Annotated in this window: 13 protein-coding genes and 1 tRNA gene; 7 read left to right on the plus strand and 7 right to left on the minus strand. The window is 61.5% G+C overall.

Going from position 1 to position 15,582, the window contains the following annotated elements:
- The first annotated feature begins 144 nt into the window (after positions 1 to 144).
- Positions 145 to 1,620 (plus strand): ATP-binding protein, encoded by a 1,476-nt coding sequence (locus EOW68_RS12705; RefSeq protein WP_431358917.1) that lies wholly within the window; start codon positions 145 to 147, stop codon positions 1,618 to 1,620.
- A 149-nt stretch (positions 1,621 to 1,769) separates the two neighbouring features.
- On the plus strand, positions 1,770 to 2,501 hold the full coding sequence (locus tag EOW68_RS12710) for a GNAT family N-acetyltransferase (RefSeq protein WP_128225543.1): 732 nt from the start codon (positions 1,770 to 1,772) through the stop codon (positions 2,499 to 2,501).
- Here EOW68_RS12710 and EOW68_RS12715 read toward each other — a convergent pair.
- A complete protein-coding gene (locus EOW68_RS12715) occupies positions 2,498 to 4,228 on the minus strand; it encodes a helicase C-terminal domain-containing protein (protein ID WP_128225544.1) in 1,731 nt (576 codons plus the stop codon). The two genes, EOW68_RS12710 and EOW68_RS12715, sit on opposite strands and share 4 nt — an antisense overlap.
- A 199-nt stretch (positions 4,229 to 4,427) precedes the next feature.
- On the opposite strand from EOW68_RS12715, the gene alaS reads away from it, so the two are divergent.
- Positions 4,428 to 7,205, plus strand: a complete 2,778-nt coding sequence (gene alaS / locus EOW68_RS12720; RefSeq protein WP_128225545.1) for an alanine--tRNA ligase — start codon at positions 4,428 to 4,430, stop codon at positions 7,203 to 7,205.
- 456 nt (positions 7,206 to 7,661) lie between these two features.
- Here the strand turns inward: alaS and EOW68_RS12725 are convergent, their stop codons facing one another.
- The 3 genes from EOW68_RS12725 to EOW68_RS12735 all read right to left on the minus strand — a co-directional run bounded on the left by EOW68_RS12725 (position 7,662) and on the right by EOW68_RS12735 (position 9,815).
- On the minus strand, positions 7,662 to 8,936 hold the full coding sequence (locus EOW68_RS12725) for an amidohydrolase (protein WP_128225546.1): 1,275 nt from the start codon (positions 8,934 to 8,936) through the stop codon (positions 7,662 to 7,664).
- Between the two features lie 63 nt (positions 8,937 to 8,999).
- Positions 9,000 to 9,362 carry a DUF7344 domain-containing protein gene (locus EOW68_RS12730; RefSeq protein ID WP_431358918.1) on the minus strand — a complete coding sequence of 121 codons (363 nt, stop codon included), beginning with the start codon at positions 9,360 to 9,362 and terminating at the stop codon, positions 9,000 to 9,002.
- A 126-nt stretch (positions 9,363 to 9,488) separates the two neighbouring features.
- The gene (locus EOW68_RS12735; protein ID WP_128225547.1) at positions 9,489 to 9,815 is read right to left on the minus strand and encodes a 30S ribosomal protein S10; all 327 of its coding nucleotides are present in this window, start codon (positions 9,813 to 9,815) and stop codon (positions 9,489 to 9,491) included.
- 126 nt (positions 9,816 to 9,941) lie between these two features.
- Here EOW68_RS12735 and EOW68_RS12740 point away from each other — a divergent pair, with 126 nt between their 5' ends.
- The gene (locus EOW68_RS12740) at positions 9,942 to 10,379 is read left to right on the plus strand and encodes a bis(5'-nucleosyl)-tetraphosphatase (RefSeq protein ID WP_128225548.1); all 438 of its coding nucleotides are present in this window, start codon (positions 9,942 to 9,944) and stop codon (positions 10,377 to 10,379) included.
- Here the strand turns inward: EOW68_RS12740 and EOW68_RS12745 are convergent, their stop codons facing one another.
- Both EOW68_RS12745 and EOW68_RS12750 read right to left on the minus strand, forming a co-directional pair.
- Positions 10,380 to 10,820 carry a DUF3054 domain-containing protein gene (locus EOW68_RS12745; RefSeq protein WP_128225549.1) on the minus strand — a complete coding sequence of 147 codons (441 nt, stop codon included), beginning with the start codon at positions 10,818 to 10,820 and terminating at the stop codon, positions 10,380 to 10,382.
- A gap of 112 nt (positions 10,821 to 10,932) precedes the next feature.
- Complete coding sequence (locus EOW68_RS12750; RefSeq protein WP_128225550.1) at positions 10,933 to 11,352, minus strand: CopG family ribbon-helix-helix protein; 420 nt, start codon at positions 11,350 to 11,352, stop codon at positions 10,933 to 10,935.
- 178 nt (positions 11,353 to 11,530) lie between these two features.
- Here EOW68_RS12750 and glmU point away from each other — a divergent pair, with 178 nt between their 5' ends.
- Both glmU and glmS read left to right on the plus strand, forming a co-directional pair.
- Positions 11,531 to 12,724, plus strand: a complete 1,194-nt coding sequence (gene glmU / locus EOW68_RS12755; protein ID WP_128225551.1) for a bifunctional sugar-1-phosphate nucleotidylyltransferase/acetyltransferase — start codon at positions 11,531 to 11,533, stop codon at positions 12,722 to 12,724.
- Complete coding sequence (glmS, locus tag EOW68_RS12760; protein WP_128225552.1) at positions 12,724 to 14,553, plus strand: glutamine--fructose-6-phosphate transaminase (isomerizing); 1,830 nt, start codon at positions 12,724 to 12,726, stop codon at positions 14,551 to 14,553. Before glmU ends, glmS begins: the two co-directional genes overlap by 1 nt.
- Before the next feature lie 44 nt (positions 14,554 to 14,597).
- Here the strand turns inward: glmS and EOW68_RS12765 are convergent, their stop codons facing one another.
- Positions 14,598 to 14,888 carry a 50S ribosomal protein L21e gene (locus EOW68_RS12765; RefSeq protein ID WP_128225553.1) on the minus strand — a complete coding sequence of 97 codons (291 nt, stop codon included), beginning with the start codon at positions 14,886 to 14,888 and terminating at the stop codon, positions 14,598 to 14,600.
- 99 nt (positions 14,889 to 14,987) lie between these two features.
- Here EOW68_RS12765 and EOW68_RS12770 point away from each other — a divergent pair.
- A tRNA-Ala gene (locus EOW68_RS12770) sits at positions 14,988 to 15,059 on the plus strand.
- Positions 15,060 to 15,582 lie beyond the last annotated feature (523 nt).

Consider the following 15,582-nt stretch of genomic DNA (forward strand, 5'->3'; position numbering starts at 1 on the left):
CGGGATGGTCTCCGAGCGGAGACCATCCCTGGAGAAGCTCAATTAGCCTTTGCTGAGGGTACATATCCCCTTGATTGGTCGCCTACTACGAGACAGTGGCGAAATTCGTCGGGGCTAAACACGTACGTTGCAGACAACCCGGGTATGCCGGAGCTGCCGCTGTGGGCGGCTATCGGAGTAGTTGCCTGGAGTCTTTCGACTGTCCCGTGGCTCATCTTCGCGTTTCAGTACACCGGGAAATACACCCGGTTCCAGCGGCGAACGGTCGGGTTGCTTTCTATCCCGGTTGTTATCTACTCCGTCATGGCGGTTGCCAGCTCTTCGGGGCGGCTCGCTGGTGGCGTTCTTTTGGATCTGTTCCTGACCTTTACCTCGCTGTATGTGCTCTTTTTTCTGATTATCGGGATCTATCTCGTCGTCCGAACGACCCACGAGTACGGCCACCTGTCGCTGGTCCAGGGTGTCGCCCTCGGCGTCGCCGGATTCGGGACGTTTCTGGGGCTCAATACGTCCGGTATCCTCATCGATGATCCCGGGATCACGGCTGCTTCGGGCGCGTACGCTGTCGGCTTCGTCCTCCCTGCCGGACTGATCGCTTTTACGATCTTCGGATACGATATGTTCGAATCGACGCCAGCCGCCGGAACCATCGGCGAACAGGCGATCGCTCGCGAGACGGACGATCTGGTCTTCGTCGTCGATCAGTCCGAGCGGATAATCAAGCTCAATCCGAAAGTTACCGAAACGTTCGGGGTCAGCAGAACGGAGGCACTCGGTGAGCCAATCGAAGAGATCCTCGATCGATCGCTCGATCAGCTGCGGCGGATGGACACCTACGAGCTGCAAACGGGTATCAGCAGGCGACAGTTCGATCCCACGGTGTCGCCGTTCACCGACCAGCACGGCCGCCAGCTTGGCTCGCTGGTTAGCCTTCACGAGGTGACCGAACGTGAACTCCGAAAACAACGGCTGGAGGTGCTCAACCGTGTCCTCAGGCACAACCTCCGGAACACCGTCGACGTCATCAAAAGCAACGCGGAGGCACTGACCGAGGAGGAATACGCCGATAGACCGACAGACGAACACGCGGATACGATCATCGACTCGGCCGATGGACTGGCACACCTCGGCCAGAAAGCCCGGCTGATCGACCGCTTTGTCTCCCGAAGTGTCCGGGACACCGAGCGGGATCTCACGGCTGTCGTCAGCGAGTTGATCGAAGACGTCTGTAACGCGAAAACGAACGGCACCGGGCCGGACGTGACAGTCGAGTTCGAACGACCGGAGTCGGCCCTCCTTCTGACTGACTGGGAGGCATTGGCTGCTGCCCTCGAAAGCGCCATCGAGAACGCGATCGAACACGCCGAGAACACTGTCTCGATCACCATCACCGAGTATACAACTGGCTACCGGATCACTGTCACCGACGACGGGCCCGGCATCCCCGACTCCGAACTCGAATCGCTCGATGCGGGCCGGGAGACGCCACTCCAGCACGGCAGCGGACTCGGTCTCTGGCAGATCAAGTGGGGGATCAAGAAACTCAATGGCACTGTCTCCTTCCAGACCGATTCGGGGACGACCGTCGAGATGACTGTTCCCGACCAGTCGGCGACCTGAGTGGCAAGCGCTCTGTCTGCTGTATCGTATTTTTACCGCGTACACGGGGTCTCCAGTTCCAAGAACGTCGAAAATCCGTCCTGAATCGATGCTGTTCTCGCACAAACGGTCGGGGCTATTATATAGTAAGCCGTGTTATACCATACCACATGAACGTGTTACAGAAACCCGAGATCGACCACGACGACAGGTCAGATCTCTACGAGTACATCGAGCGCCACGGTGCGACGAGGCCCGAGAAGGCACGACGGTCGCTCAACATGGAGCCGCGGGCGTTCGGTCACCACGTCGCGATTCTCAAACGCGACAGCGTCATCGAGGAAGAAGAGGGGAAACTCCGGATCGCCTTCGATGCGGGGGCCAAAGAGGAGTACGAAAAGGAGAAAATCTCGTTCACGATCCGGCAGGCACGCGAGGAGGATCTGACGGGGCTCGTCGGGGCAATCAGGGAAGCAATCGGCGACGGCGAGTACATCAAAGCCGAGACAGTGGCGGATATCGTCGACAACGAGGGGGTGTTGATGCGACACAACGAGATCGAGTCCCGGATGTTCTTCGTCGCCTGCGTCGAGGGGGATGTCGTCGGCTGGGTCCATCTCAAACACACCGACCTGCGGAAGCTCAACCACACGGCAGAGTTCACACTCGGTGTCCTCGAGGCGTACCGGGGTAACGGGATCGGCAGCCAGCTACTCGAACGCGGCGTCAGATGGGCCGAAGAGCAGGGGCTGGAAAAACTCTACAACGCGATTCCAGCCACCAACCAGAGCGCACTGGACTTTCTCCAGTCCCACGGCTTCGAGACCGAAGCGGTCCGTGAAGACCACTACAAACTCAACGGCAGCTACGTCGACGAGGTGATGATGGCACGCAACCTCTAGTCCCAGACGTCCGACAGCGGGTGATCGTCTGCACTCTCTTTTGTCGAGCCCGTCGAGCGCCGCCGACTCGTCTGCCGTGACGTGCTGCCAGCCAGAGCCTCGCCCGGCGCGAACGACGGCAGCTCCGGCTGTTTCATTCGCCTGACCTGTGCCTGAAACCACTCCGGCATATCTGTCTTTGCTCTGTCGAACAGTTCGAGTAACGAACTGTCCCCGAGATAGGTCGCACCGTAATCGTCCGGCGCGCGAACGACACGCCCGCAGGCCTGGATCACTGTCCGCAGTGCAGTCCGGTAGTACCAGGCCCACTGGCCGTCCTCCAGTCGGCGCGCGACCCTGGAGTCACGGGTGTTCGGATAGGGTGCTTTACAGAGCAGTTGCCACCGGCAGAGTTCCCCCTCCAGATCGAGGGCCTCCTCCATTTTGACCGAGAGAAAGACGCCGGGATCGTCGCTGCGCTGCCAGGCTGCAAGCTGGCCGTCCCGGTCCTCGCGGTCGTGACTGCGGATCCGCGCGTCGACGCCGAAGTCGGCGAGCAGCCCTTCCAGTTGCTCCTGGATCGCATAGGAGTGACAGTGCACCAGTCCCTTCTCCTCGTCGTGGCGGGCCATCAGTCGGACGAGAATCCGGGCGATCTTCGGCAGCGTCTCCTCGCGGTGTTCGTAGGTCATCTTCCCCTGTGTCACGTCGTACAGCGGCCGGTTCTCGACCGGGAACGTGTGGGGCACGTCGACGAGCGCCACGTTCGACGGATCGAGTCCGACGTTCGCACAGAAGGCCTCTTTGTTGAGAATCGTCGCCGAGAGCAGGAGGAACTTCCGCCCACGGTCCCAGACCGTGTGTTTCAGGTAGCGCTCGGGGTTGACCGGCTTGATCGTCACCGGCGACCCCTCGCCGCCATTTTGATCGACGACCCAGGTCGTCACGCTCTCGGGATCGCTGTAGTCCTCGATGAACCAGTTCAGGTCGGTCCGCAGCTTCGTCAGTCGGTCGCGTTTGTCGACCTCTTCGGGGGTGAGTTCGGCGTTGCCCCGCAACGAGTCCAGCCCGCGATCGCAGATCGTCGTCAGATACTGGGCGTACTCGACGGCGTCGTCGAGGCCGTCGATCGTCTCGGGGCGAACGTCCTCCCACGGTGGGATCGTTTCGGGTCCGAGTTCGATCGCCGCGTACATTTCCGCCCAGTCGCCCAGTCCGTGGGCCTCGTCGATGACGACGACGTCGCGCATCCCGAACACGTCGGAGCCAGCCGTCTGCATGAAGTAGGCGAGTGTCATCGCCGCAATCGACCGGTTCGCAGCGATCGCACGATCCGAGAAGTACGGACAGCGGTGTTTGACCTGGCAGTCGAACTCGCGTTCGCGTGCGCAGGGTGCCTGGTTGACCGGCGTGTCGGTCTCGCCGGGGAGAATACAGCTGTAGTTGTTCTTGCCCCGGATGATGCTGAGATCTTCGAGGAGTGGATCCCCCTCGACATCGTCGAGCTGTGAGACCTGCGGCGTGGTGTAGTAGGCACCAGTCGGCTCTTCGGGGCCGACTTCCGCAGGTGTCGCGCCACAGCCAGCGACCGCCCGGGCGAGCAGCGATTTCCCGCTGCCGGTCGGCGCCCGGGCGAGGACGACGTCGTTACCGTCCGCGAATGCCTCTTGGATATCGGAAAGCGCCTGCTCCTGGGCACCGCGGTAGGAGGGCGCGGGAAACTCCTCGAAGATGCGCGAACAGTCCACGCTCGTACTGGGTGGGTGATCGATCTTAAACCCGGGGATCTGTCAGCGGATTCGCCCGGCCTTCCATCCAGGGTCGTCGAGTCGACTTTTCACTCGCTGAAGCTACGTACACCACTCTGCAGTGGCTTTGTCACGGTCTGAAACCAGACGGACCGTTCGGAACTGTTTTAGGCGAACGCTCGCCAATACACGGCAACGAATGAGCGATCTGGACGACGAATACGAACTCGACTACTTCGAGGAGAACGGCTTTCACCGCCTCTCGTGTTCGGAGTGTGGGGCCACCTTCTGGAGTCGCGACGGGTCGCGGGAGACCTGTGGGGAACCGCCCTGTGACACGTACGATTTCCTCGACGACCCCGGCTTCGCCGAAGAGTACACGCTCGAAGAGATGCGGGAAGCCTTCCTCTCGTACTTCGAGGAGCGTGGACACGAACGAATCGACCCGTACCCAGTGGCCGCGAACCGCTGGCGCGACGACGTGTTGCTGACACAGGCGTCTATCTACGATTTCCAGCCACTCGTCACCAGCGGCGAGACGCCGCCGCCGGCGAACCCGCTGACGATCAGCCAGCCCTGCATCCGGATGCAGGATATCGACAACGTCGGGAAGACGGGCCGACACACGATGGCCTTCGAGATGATGGCCCACCACGCCTTCAACGCTCGCGAGGATGTCGAGGGCGAGTACGCCTACGAGGGGGAGGTGTACTGGAAGGACAAAACGGTCGAGTACTGCGATACGCTACTCGAAGAGCTCGGAGCGGATATCGAGGAAGTCACCTACATCGAAGATCCGTGGGTCGGTGGGGGCAACGCCGGGCCTGCGATCGAGGTCATCTACAAGGGTCTGGAGCTCGCGACGCTCGTCTTCATGTCGCTCGAACAGGACCCCGACGGTGAGTACCTCCTCAAGGACGGCAACCACTACTCGCAGATGGACACCTACGTCGTCGACACCGGCTACGGGCTGGAGCGGTGGACCTGGATGAGTCAGGGGACGCCGACGATCTACGAGGCGATCTACCCCGAGATGATAGCGTTCCTGCGCGAGAACGCGGGGATCTCCTACACCGACGAGGAGAACGCGATCGTCCACGACGCTGCTCGACTCTCCGGGAACCTGGATATCGACGATGTGGACGACGTCGAGGCTGCACGTGGCGAAATCGCGGACGAACTCGGTGTCGATGTGGATCAGCTCCGCGAGCTACTCGCGCCGCTGGAATCTATCTACGCGGTCGCCGATCACTGCCGAACGCTCGCGTACATGCTCGGCGACGGGATCGTCCCGTCGAACGTCGGGACAGGGTATCTCGTCCGGATGGTGCTCCGGCGGACCAAGCGACTCACCAACACCGTCGGGATCGATGCGCCGCTGGACGAACTGGTCGATATGCAGGCCGAGCGGCTGGACTACGAGAACCGGGATACGATCCGCGACGTGGTTCGCACCGAGGTCGAAAAGTACCGCGAGACACTCGACCGCGGGACGCGGCGGGTCGAACAGCTCGCAGAGGAGTACGCAGCCGAGGGCGAGCCGATCCCGACCGAGGAACTGGTCGAGCTGTACGACTCACACGGTATCCAGCCGGATATGGTCGAGGAGATCGCGAGCGACCACGACGCCGATGTTGACGTTCCGGACGATTTCTACTCACTCGTCGCCAGCCGTCACAGTGACGAAACCGGTGAGTCGGGGACGGAGTCTGGGCTCGATCCCGACGAGTTCGAAGATCTCCCGGCGACTGACAGGCTCTACTACGAGGATCAGAGCCGCATGGAGTTCGAGGCGGTCGTCCTCGACGTGATCGAACGCGAGGATGGGTACGATGTGGTCCTCGATCAGACGATGTTCTATCCCGAGGGTGGTGGCCAGCCCGCCGACCACGGTGTCCTCTCGACGGACGATCTGACGACGGACGTGACCGATGTCCAGATTGTCGGCGACGTGGTGATCCACCGGACCGAGGACAACCCAGGCAAAGGCGACTTCGTCCGTGGCAAGATCGACTCCCGCCGGCGGCGTCGACACATGCGACATCACACGGCGACACACCTCGTCGGTCACGCAGCACGACAGGTGCTCGGCGATCACATCCGGCAGGCCGGTGCCCAGAAAAGCGAGGACAGCGCCCGGCTGGACGTGAAACACTACGAGTCGATCACGCGCGAGCAGGTCAAAGAGATCGAACTACTCGCCAACGAACTGGTGATGGAAAACGCCTCCGTCGATCAGGAGTGGCTCGACCGCAACGAGGCCGAGGAAAGCTACGGCTTCGATATCTACCAGGGTGGGATTCCACAGGGCGAGCAGATCCGGCTGATCCACGCCCGGGAGGACACCCAGGCCTGCGGTGGGACACACGTCTCCCGCACCGGCGACGTGGGTGCGATCAAGATTCTCGGCACCGAGCGCATCCAGGACGGGGTCATCCGGCTGACCTACGCCGCGGGGGATGCAGCCATCGAGGCGACGCAGGCGACCGAAGACGCGCTCCGGGATGCAGCCGAAGTGCTGGACGTGAGTCCGATGGACGTTCCCGAAACTGCCCAGCGTTTCTTCGACGAGTGGAAAGCACGCGGCAAGCGCATCGACGAACTCAAAGAGGAACTCGCCGACGTGCGCGCCCAGGGTGGCGGCGACGGCGAGGAAGTCGAACTCGACGGGACGACGGCCGTGATCCAGCACCTCGACGGCGACATGGACGAACTCCGCGCGACGGCGAACGCGCTCGTCGAGGACGGGAAAGTTGCAGTGATCGGTTCGGGCGTCGACGGCGCGCAGTTCGTTGTCGCCGTTCCCGATGGTGTCGGTATCGATGCTGGCGACGTGGTCGGCGAACTCGCTGGCCGCGTCGGTGGCGGCGGTGGCGGCCCGCCGGATTTCGCGCAGGGTGGCGGTCCGGACAGCGACGCGCTGGAAGACGCACTGGCGGCGGCTCCCGAGATTCTCCGACAGACGCTTGACGCCTGATCTGGTGTTTTTGTTTTGGAGTGAGATGGCGGATTGGAGTTCGTGACCGCAAGAAAGCTAGTGCAGTAGTGACTAACAAAACAGCCCCGAACAACAAGAAAGCCCCCGCCCGCTCGATGACTGCGACTCGCTGTCGTTCGAAAGACGCGAGCGTCTTTCGTGATGACGAGAGAGCTTCGCTCTCTCGAACCACGCTCCTCGCTCCCTCCGGTCGTTGCGGTGCTTGCGTCGTCTCGCTCATCGAGCGGGCGGCCCCTTTCAGTCCCGCCCTGTGTGATTTCCCAGGCCGGGTGGGACTGAAAGGGGCCGGTCTCTTGATCCACCCCGGACGACGCAAGCACCGACTGGAGCGCAGCGAGTCCCGGGTGGTCAAGAGATCGGGGGCTTTCTTGCTGTTTTTAGACTTCTGTAGAACTCTTCGTCTTGGCTACCTTCTCGAAGCGTAATTTCGAATTCTCACACCTTCTTCGCGAGTCGCAAAATCGCGTCGCTCACCACGTCGACACCGATCAGCAGCGACTCCTCGTCCACATCGAACGTCGAGGTGTGGTGGCCGCCGGGGTGATCCGTCCCGATTCCGACGAATCCTGCAATGCCGCCGTTGTCCTGTACACGCTGCATGAGATAGGTGGCGTCTTCACTGCCTCCGAGATCATCACGGCGCAGTACCGAATTCACTCGTTCAGACGTCTGTGCTGCAGCAAACACCTCTTCGACGACTTCCTCGTCACTTTCCGCGCTCGGCGCTTTCCCAGTCTCTTCGATCGTCACCTGACAGTCGTGCATCTCCGCGGCCGATTCGATGACCCGGTAGGCCTTCTCCCGCGTGTACTCCATCAGTTCGGTGGTCTCCCCGCGAACCTCGCCCTGGATGAACGCTTCCTCGGGTATAATATTGGACGCAGTCCCCCCAGCGACGTGGCCGGCATTGACCCGCGTCGCGCCGTCGCTGTGCCGTGGAATCGCGTACAGATTCTGGACTGCTGTGGCCATCGCCTGGACAGCATTGTTCCCCTCCTCCGGGTGGCCGCCGGCGTGGGCGGGTTCACCTTCGAACTCGGCGTCGACCTGCGCGACAGCCAGGAAGCCGTCGATGCCGGCGACGACCTCACCAGTCGGATGGTCGAGCCCGAGATGGATCGCGATCAGTGCGTCCAGATCGTCCAGCTGGCCGCTCTCCGCGATTGCTTTCCCGCCGCCGATTCGTTCCTCCGCTGGCTGGAAGATGACTTTCAGCGTCCCCTGGAAATCACTCTCCGCGATGGCGCGCAACACACCGAGCCCGATCGTGATGTGGCCGTCGTGGCCGCAGGCGTGCATGTACCCCTCGTTTTCGGACCGGAATCCCTCCACAGCAGGGACGTGGTCGCCGTCATCACTCTCTTTCTGTGGCAGCCCGTCGATATCGACCCGGAGCCCGATCGTCGGCCCATCGCCTCGTTCGAGGGTTGTTATCACACCTGTGTAGCCGCCGGCGATCTGGTCGAGGACGTCGCTGTCGACCCCATCTTCGCGGGCACGGGCGAGCCACGTCTCCAGTTCGGCGTCGTCGGGGACACCCATCCGGCTGTCGGCGTCGAGAATTTCGGGACCGACGAGAATCTCGTCGACAGCCATCTCCCGGAGTTCGTCGACGATGCGTGTGGTGGTGTAAAACTCCCGCCAGGCGGGTTCGGGGCAGCGGTGTAGCTCGCGGCGCAACGACTGGAGCCACTCGGTGTACTCGTCCATATCTCACAGATGGGTTCGGGGTATTAAGAATCCCGGCACCCGGTGTCGAACCACAGAACGCGTCTAGGGCCAGTCGTAGGGCAACTCGTCGGAGTGCTCTTCGATCAGTTCGAGTAGCGGCTCTATCTCGTCGAACTCGGGGCCTCTCTCGATCGTGCCACTCTCCCTGTCCCACTCGATGTAACCCGCCTCCTCCAGTTTCGGCAGGTGGTTGTGGACGAGCGCTGCTTTCGTCTCGTCTTTGCTCCGGAAGAGCAGATCGGCCTCGTTCTCGACAGCCCCGCGTTTCAGCAACAGCAGGACAACTCGACGTTGGCGGTCTGCGAGCGTCTCGAGGAGTCTGTCCGTCTGACGGCTCAGTTCGACGTTAGGTGGTTCGATCGACCGCCCTGACGAGTCGGAGTTACCGGGACTCTCGTAGGACATATCTGGTGTAATGTCCTCCAAATATATAATTCATCGTATACTGAATGTTATCACTACTAACTAATGCTGTCTCATTACTTATGGGTGAGAGTTCTTCGGGAGGGGTGTCTGCCCACCAGTCCGACTCTAGCTGTCCCCGGTCTGATTGAACTGTTCGATATCTGCCGTAATGTGAATCCGCGGTGGGAACTCCTGTTCTGCGACGTTGCGGGCGAACTCGTTGTGGTCGATAATCTCGATGACTCGTGTGTAGACGGTGTAATCCCAGCTTTCGAAGGTTTCGTCGACGCCGACCCGTTTGTACTGCGGGACGGAGTGTCTGCTGGGTGGTTTCGGGTGTGGGCCTTTCAGTTCGACCCCCTTGCGCTCGGCACGGTCTTTGATATCGGAGACGACCGAATCGAGCAACTCGCCGTCCCCACTCTGTAGTGTGAGCCGAGTCACGAAGGGCATACCGGGAGAGAGCGTCTCCCCGGACTAAACCGATTCGATTCCCGGCCGTTCTCGGTTGGCTGGTTGACACGAAACCCGTCGCGTGCTCCGACATTCACTTAACGGGGGGCCAACTAAGAAGGAGTAATGATAGAGGCCACGAGCGCGGGAGCCATCCTCTTTCGCGATACGCGTGGCCGCCGGGAGTACCTCCTGCTGAAGAGTCGCCCCGGGGACTGGGAGTTCCCGAAAGGTGGCGTCGAAGGTGAGGAAGAACTCCAGCAAACCGCGATACGCGAAGTGGAAGAGGAGGCCGGGATCAGCGAGTTCCGGCTCATCGATGGCTTCCGAAAAGACTACGATTACGTGTTCGAAGCGGGCGGTGAGACGATCCACAAGACTGTGCATCTGTTCATCGCTCACTCCTTCGAAGCATCCGCAGAGCTCTCCAAGGAACACCGCGACCACCAGTGGCGCGACTACGACCAGGCGATCAACACGATCACACAGGACGGACCACGCGAGATACTCGAAGATGCCCACGAGTTCATCGAAGCGGAATATTTCGACGACGAGGCGGAGTAATCAGGCCGTCGAGCGCCTGTGAAGCCACGTCGCGAACAGCCGCCAGGGGATCAAAAACAACAGTCCAGTCCCGATGTTTACGAGGATGAACACGAGCGGCGCACCGCCCGGAAACAGTTCGGTCCCGCGGAGCGCGCTGCCGGCCAGCGACGCTGCCACCCAGGCAGGAACCAGGAGCAACAGCGTCCGTCTGTAACTTCCCAGCGTCTCGACACTGAATAGTCCGGCAAGCGAGAAGACGAGGAGCCACCCGAATGCGAACGGTGTCAGGATCAACACTGTGCGGGTGGGTGCCTCCCAGAACAGGTACTCGTGGGTGTACTGCCCAACTGCAATTAGTACGAACAAAACGAACAGATCACCGGCGAAAACGGTGAACGCCGACTGCGTCGTCGGTAATCTGGCCCGGAGTGGTGGACGTGAGCGGACTGTTTCTGTCATGACTGGTCTGGGTTGCAGATCGTTCGGGGTCTGCAAACTTGTCAGCTTCGGGTCCGACGTAGAACTGTCCGCCACCGAACGGTCCGAAGACCGTCGAATAGGCCGGAAACCGTCACACGACGCCGTCGATCCGGTCGACTGGCATCACGGAGTAATCGATCGAGAGCGTGTCCTGGGTTGCCCTGATCTTGCCGACGAAGGTGGAGATATCCTCGAGACTCCCTTCGAGGATGAAAAGCTCCATACAGTAGTGGTCACCGACGTGGTTGTGGACGTGCGAGATCACGAGCTGTTCGTAATCGTGGCGGAGATGCATCATCTTGTGCTCCACATCGGTCGATTCGAAATCGAACAGGACTGTGACGATGCCCATCAGCTCCCTGTCTTCGAGCTGTTTGTCCTGAAACTCCGTGAGGAGGTTCCGGGAGGCTTCCCGAACAACCTCGCTACGGCCCGTATAGCCGTGTTCGTCCGCAAAGGAGTCGAGTCGTTCCAGTAACTCGTCTGGCATCGAGACACTGACTACTGTCATATATTAACTAACGAGTAGCTAGTAGTAGAATCTTATTATTTTTCAGCAGTACAACCGAATCTTTCCAAACACTACCCTCTGCTGTCTGTGGAATTTACCGGTACTAGTGGCTAGTAACTCAACCGATCACCGTCGACCGCTCCCAAAAGTACAAACAGCTAGCCACGTACCAGAGGATATGAGCGTTCGGACAGCAGTCGTCCTGGCAGCCGGTGAGGGAACGCGACTCCGCCCACTGACACACAACCGCCCGAAGCCAATGCTAGTGGCTGCGAACCGCCCGATACTCGAACACGTTCTCGATGCACTGATCGAGGCAGGTATAGAACGACTGGTCCTCGTCGTCGGCTACCGCCGAAACCGCGTTCAGAATCACTTCGGCTCCTCATACCGGGGCGTCGAGATCGAATACGTCGTCCAGTACAAACAGCTCGGCAGCGGCCACGCACTGTTGCAGGCCGCCGACACTGTCTCCGAGCCGATGCTCGTCGTCAACGGTGACCGGCTCATCGAGGCGAGTTCGGTCTCGGAAGTCATGTCGGCATTCGAGGAGGGGTCGGCAGCCGCCACGATGGCGGTCATCGAACACGCGAACACGAGCCGGTACGGCGTCGTCAGTCTCGATGGGACGCGGGTCACAGAGATCATCGAGAAGCCGGAGACGGACGAGTTCCGGCTGATCAACGCCGGTATCTACGCCTTCGACGAGACGATCTTCGAGACGATCTCCGAGACACCACGCCGGTCCGGTGAACTCGCGTTGACGGATACGATCTCGAAACTCATCGACGAGCAGGTCGTTCGCGGCTGCCGGATCGACGGACTGTGGGTCGACGCGACCTACCCATGGGATCTGCTCTCCGTCACCTCGGAGGTGCTCGAACGCGGCCGCGCCACCGATCGAGAACGTAGCGACGGCGTGTGGATCGACGACGACGCTCGTGTCCACGAGGACGCGACGATCCGGCCGCCGGTCGCGGTCGGTGCGAACTGCGAGATCGGACCGGGGTCGGTCGTCGGCCCGAACGTCGCGCTCGCAGCGAACACGACAGTCGGCGCGAACGTGACGATCGAACGCAGCGTCGTCGACGCGGACAGTCGGATCGATCACGCCTCGACGCTCGTCGACGCTGTGCTCGGACAGGACGTCCATCTCGGCGTCGGCACGGTCATCCCCGGCGGCCCGGGTGATGTCCGGGTTGGCCGGGAGGTACACGAAGACCAGCCACTCGGTGCCGTTCTCGCGGACAGGGTTCGTGTGGGCGGGAACGTCTCCTTCGAACCAGGGACGCTCGTCGGAACCGAGGCGGAGATCGGCGGGAGCTGTCACGTCCGTGACCGCGTGCCCGAGGGGGCAGAGGTGATCCGGTAATGTGTGGGATCATCGGCTGTGTCGGGCGAGACGAACGGACTGTCGAGACGCTCGTCCACGGGCTGGAGAAACTGGAGTACCGCGGCTACGACTCGGCCGGCATCGGTGTCGTCGGCGACGGACTGTCGGTCTCGAAAACCGCCGGCGAGATCGAAGCCCTGAGTCAGAAACTCTCCGAACAGTCTCTCGCCGGGACAGTCGGCATCGGACACACGCGCTGGAGTACACACGGACCGCCGACGGACGAGAACGCACACCCACACCAGGACTGCACCGGCCGGGTCGCGGTCGTCCACAACGGGATCATCGAGAACTACCAGGAGCTCCGGGAGGAACTCACGGCGGCAGGACACCGCTTCAGCAGCGACACTGACACTGAAGTTGTACCCCATCTGATCGAGGACGCACTCGAGGCGGGTGCCGAACCGGAGGCGGCCTTCCGGTCGGCGATCGACCGCATCGATGGGAGCTACGCGATCGGCGCACTGATCGAGGGGACCGAGGCGCTGTTTGCCGCGCGCAACGACTCGCCGCTGGTCGTCGGGCTCGGACTCGACGCCGAGGGCGATGGGAGTGCCGAGCTGACGGGCGACGGCCCCTACTTCATCGCCAGTGACGTGCCGGCGTTCAGGGACTACACTGCACGCGTGATCTATCTCGAAGACGGCGAGTTCGCGCGACTCGACGGTGGCGTCTCCGTCACTGACAGCGATGGTATCCCCGTCGAGAAGTCGGTCGAGACGATCACCTGGGACGCCGAGGAGACGGGCAAAAGTGGCTACGACCACTATATGCTCAAGGAGATCCACGAACAGCCCCGCGCCCTCCGGCAGTGTCTCAGCGGCCGGATCGACGAACTCGGCGGCGCTGTCGACATCGAAGAGGTCGGCGATCTCTCCCCGACCGGCGTCCAGTTCGTCGCCTGTGGGACGTCCTATCACGCCGGGCTGTATGCCGCCCAGCTGTTCAACCAGGCCGGGGTTCCGGCCCAGGCCTTCCTCGCGAGTGAGTACGCCAGTTCACCCCCACCCGTCGGGGACGATCTCGTTGTCGGGATTACCCAGAGTGGAGAAACGGCGGATACGCTTTCTGCGCTACGGGAAGCCGCGAACAGAGGCGCAGAGACGCTCGCGGTGACGAACACCGTCGGCTCGACGGCCGCACGGGAGTGTGACCACGCGCTGTACATTCGTTCGGGGCCGGAGATCGGTGTCGCGGCGACGAAAACCTTCGCCGGGCAGCTGGCCGCGCTGAATCTCCTCTCACTCGCGACGGTCGAGGGGGGCCGGAGTCGTCGCGCTGTCGTCCCCGCACTCCGGGATCTGTCCGGCGATATCCAGCACATCCTCGACGACTCGGCTGCCAGCGAGGTCGCCGAAATATACGCTGACTCGAATGCCTATTTCTTCATCGGCCGCCGCTATCAGTTCCCGGTCGCACTGGAAGGTGCGCTCAAACTCAAAGAGATCAGTTACGAACACGCAGAAGGGTTCGCGGCCGGCGAACTCAAACACGGGCCGCTCGCGCTGGTGACGCCGAACACGCCGGTTTTCGCGATCGCGATCGGTGACGGCGACGCTGCACGGAAGACTGTTGGTAATATCAAAGAAGTCGAAGCCCGGGGCGCACCGGTCGTCGCTGTCACCGACGGCCGCAACGACGCTGCGATGTACGCGGATTACGTCCTGGAGGTTCCCGAGACACATCCGCGCGCGGCGGCGCTGCTGGCGAACGTGCAGCTCCAACTTCTGGCCTACCACATCGCGAACGATCTCGGCCGTCCGATCGACAAACCGCGGAATCTGGCCAAGAGTGTCACTGTCGAGTGAATAGCGCCGAAAAACGTCTTCTGGGCCACAGCCGCGTGAACGGACTACTCCTGTCGGGTCAGGTGTGCCGGCTTCACGATGAGCGTCTTCTCTTTGCCACCGTCGGTGATCTGGACTTTGTAGGCTTTGCCCTGTTCGCCGACGACGGTTCCGGTCTGGCCGTTGAAGCGCGGGTGGAACTGTCCTTTCTGGTTGCTCGGGTCGATAGCGAGGTGGACGGTGTCGCCGTTGTCGAACTCCTGTACCGATCGCTGTGGCGGCGACGTGCCCTGATCGCGTGGTTTGTTCTGCAGCTTGTGCCGGGTTCCCTGTTTTGGTCCGTTGGAGTTAGGCATTCGTGAGGTGGTCTAAACCACTCGGCATTATAAAACGTGCGTTCCGCGGTAGCGGGCTTCCGATGGGTTTAAACAGACCGATAGAAAAGCAGTGAGTGCGGGCTCGTAGATCAGTGGTAGATCATCCCCCTGGCACGGGGAAGGCCTCGGGTTCAAATCCCGACGAGTCCACTCACTTCCTTCGGTCGCTGCGCTCGTCGTCGTTCGTGGACTCGTCGACCCTCGCAAACGCTACGCGTTTGCTCGGTCCCGACGAGTCCATCGGAGCGAACGAGTTCTACGAGTGAGCGAGAATGGTCGAGGCGAGATTTGGTGCCCTGGAAGTCGCGCGCAACGCAGTGAGCACGTCTGGTTCCGGGTTCAAATCCCGGAGCGGCGGAGCCGCTCCGACCCTCGCGAAACCTGCGGTTTCGCTCGGTCCCGACGTCCGCACGAGTGAACGAAGTAAACGAGCAAGGGCTCGAAAGACGAGCGGCACTGGCCCGAGTCTTTCGGCGAGTCCACCCGTTTCTTGCCGACGCACGGACAGCGAGTGCAGATGGTGTGCTCGTGTTCAGTTTGTTTCATAGTGATTGTTGCGGTTATTTTCGTGACCGAGTCACGGATATCGACGTTTCACGGCGTGTAACACAGAATTTGCGTCGCCAGAGCGGTACAGACTCGCAACAATCACTATCAGACATAGGGTGGTCAC

Source organism: Halovenus amylolytica (assembly GCA_004015825.1).
Taxonomy (GTDB): Archaea; Halobacteriota; Halobacteria; order Halobacteriales; family Haloarculaceae; genus Halovenus; species Halovenus amylolytica.

Coding starts and splice junctions, on each gene's coding strand:
- alaS (WP_128225545.1), top strand. CDS start 4,428: ATGAGCGATCTGGACGACGAATACGAACTCGACTACTTCGAGGAGAAC.
- EOW68_RS12740 (WP_128225548.1), top strand. CDS start 9,942: ATGATAGAGGCCACGAGCGCGGGAGCCATCCTCTTTCGCGATACGCGT.
- glmS (WP_128225552.1), top strand. CDS start 12,724: ATGTGTGGGATCATCGGCTGTGTCGGGCGAGACGAACGGACTGTCGAG.
- EOW68_RS12710 (WP_128225543.1), top strand. CDS start 1,770: ATGAACGTGTTACAGAAACCCGAGATCGACCACGACGACAGGTCAGAT.
- EOW68_RS12730 (WP_431358918.1), bottom strand. CDS start 9,362: ATGTCCTACGAGAGTCCCGGTAACTCCGACTCGTCAGGGCGGTCGATC.
- EOW68_RS12725 (WP_128225546.1), bottom strand. CDS start 8,936: ATGGACGAGTACACCGAGTGGCTCCAGTCGTTGCGCCGCGAGCTACAC.
- EOW68_RS12705 (WP_431358917.1), top strand. CDS start 145: ATGCCGGAGCTGCCGCTGTGGGCGGCTATCGGAGTAGTTGCCTGGAGT.
- glmU (WP_128225551.1), top strand. CDS start 11,531: ATGAGCGTTCGGACAGCAGTCGTCCTGGCAGCCGGTGAGGGAACGCGA.
- EOW68_RS12745 (WP_128225549.1), bottom strand. CDS start 10,820: ATGACAGAAACAGTCCGCTCACGTCCACCACTCCGGGCCAGATTACCG.
- EOW68_RS12765 (WP_128225553.1), bottom strand. CDS start 14,888: ATGCCTAACTCCAACGGACCAAAACAGGGAACCCGGCACAAGCTGCAG.
- EOW68_RS12750 (WP_128225550.1), bottom strand. CDS start 11,352: ATGACAGTAGTCAGTGTCTCGATGCCAGACGAGTTACTGGAACGACTC.
- EOW68_RS12735 (WP_128225547.1), bottom strand. CDS start 9,815: ATGCCCTTCGTGACTCGGCTCACACTACAGAGTGGGGACGGCGAGTTG.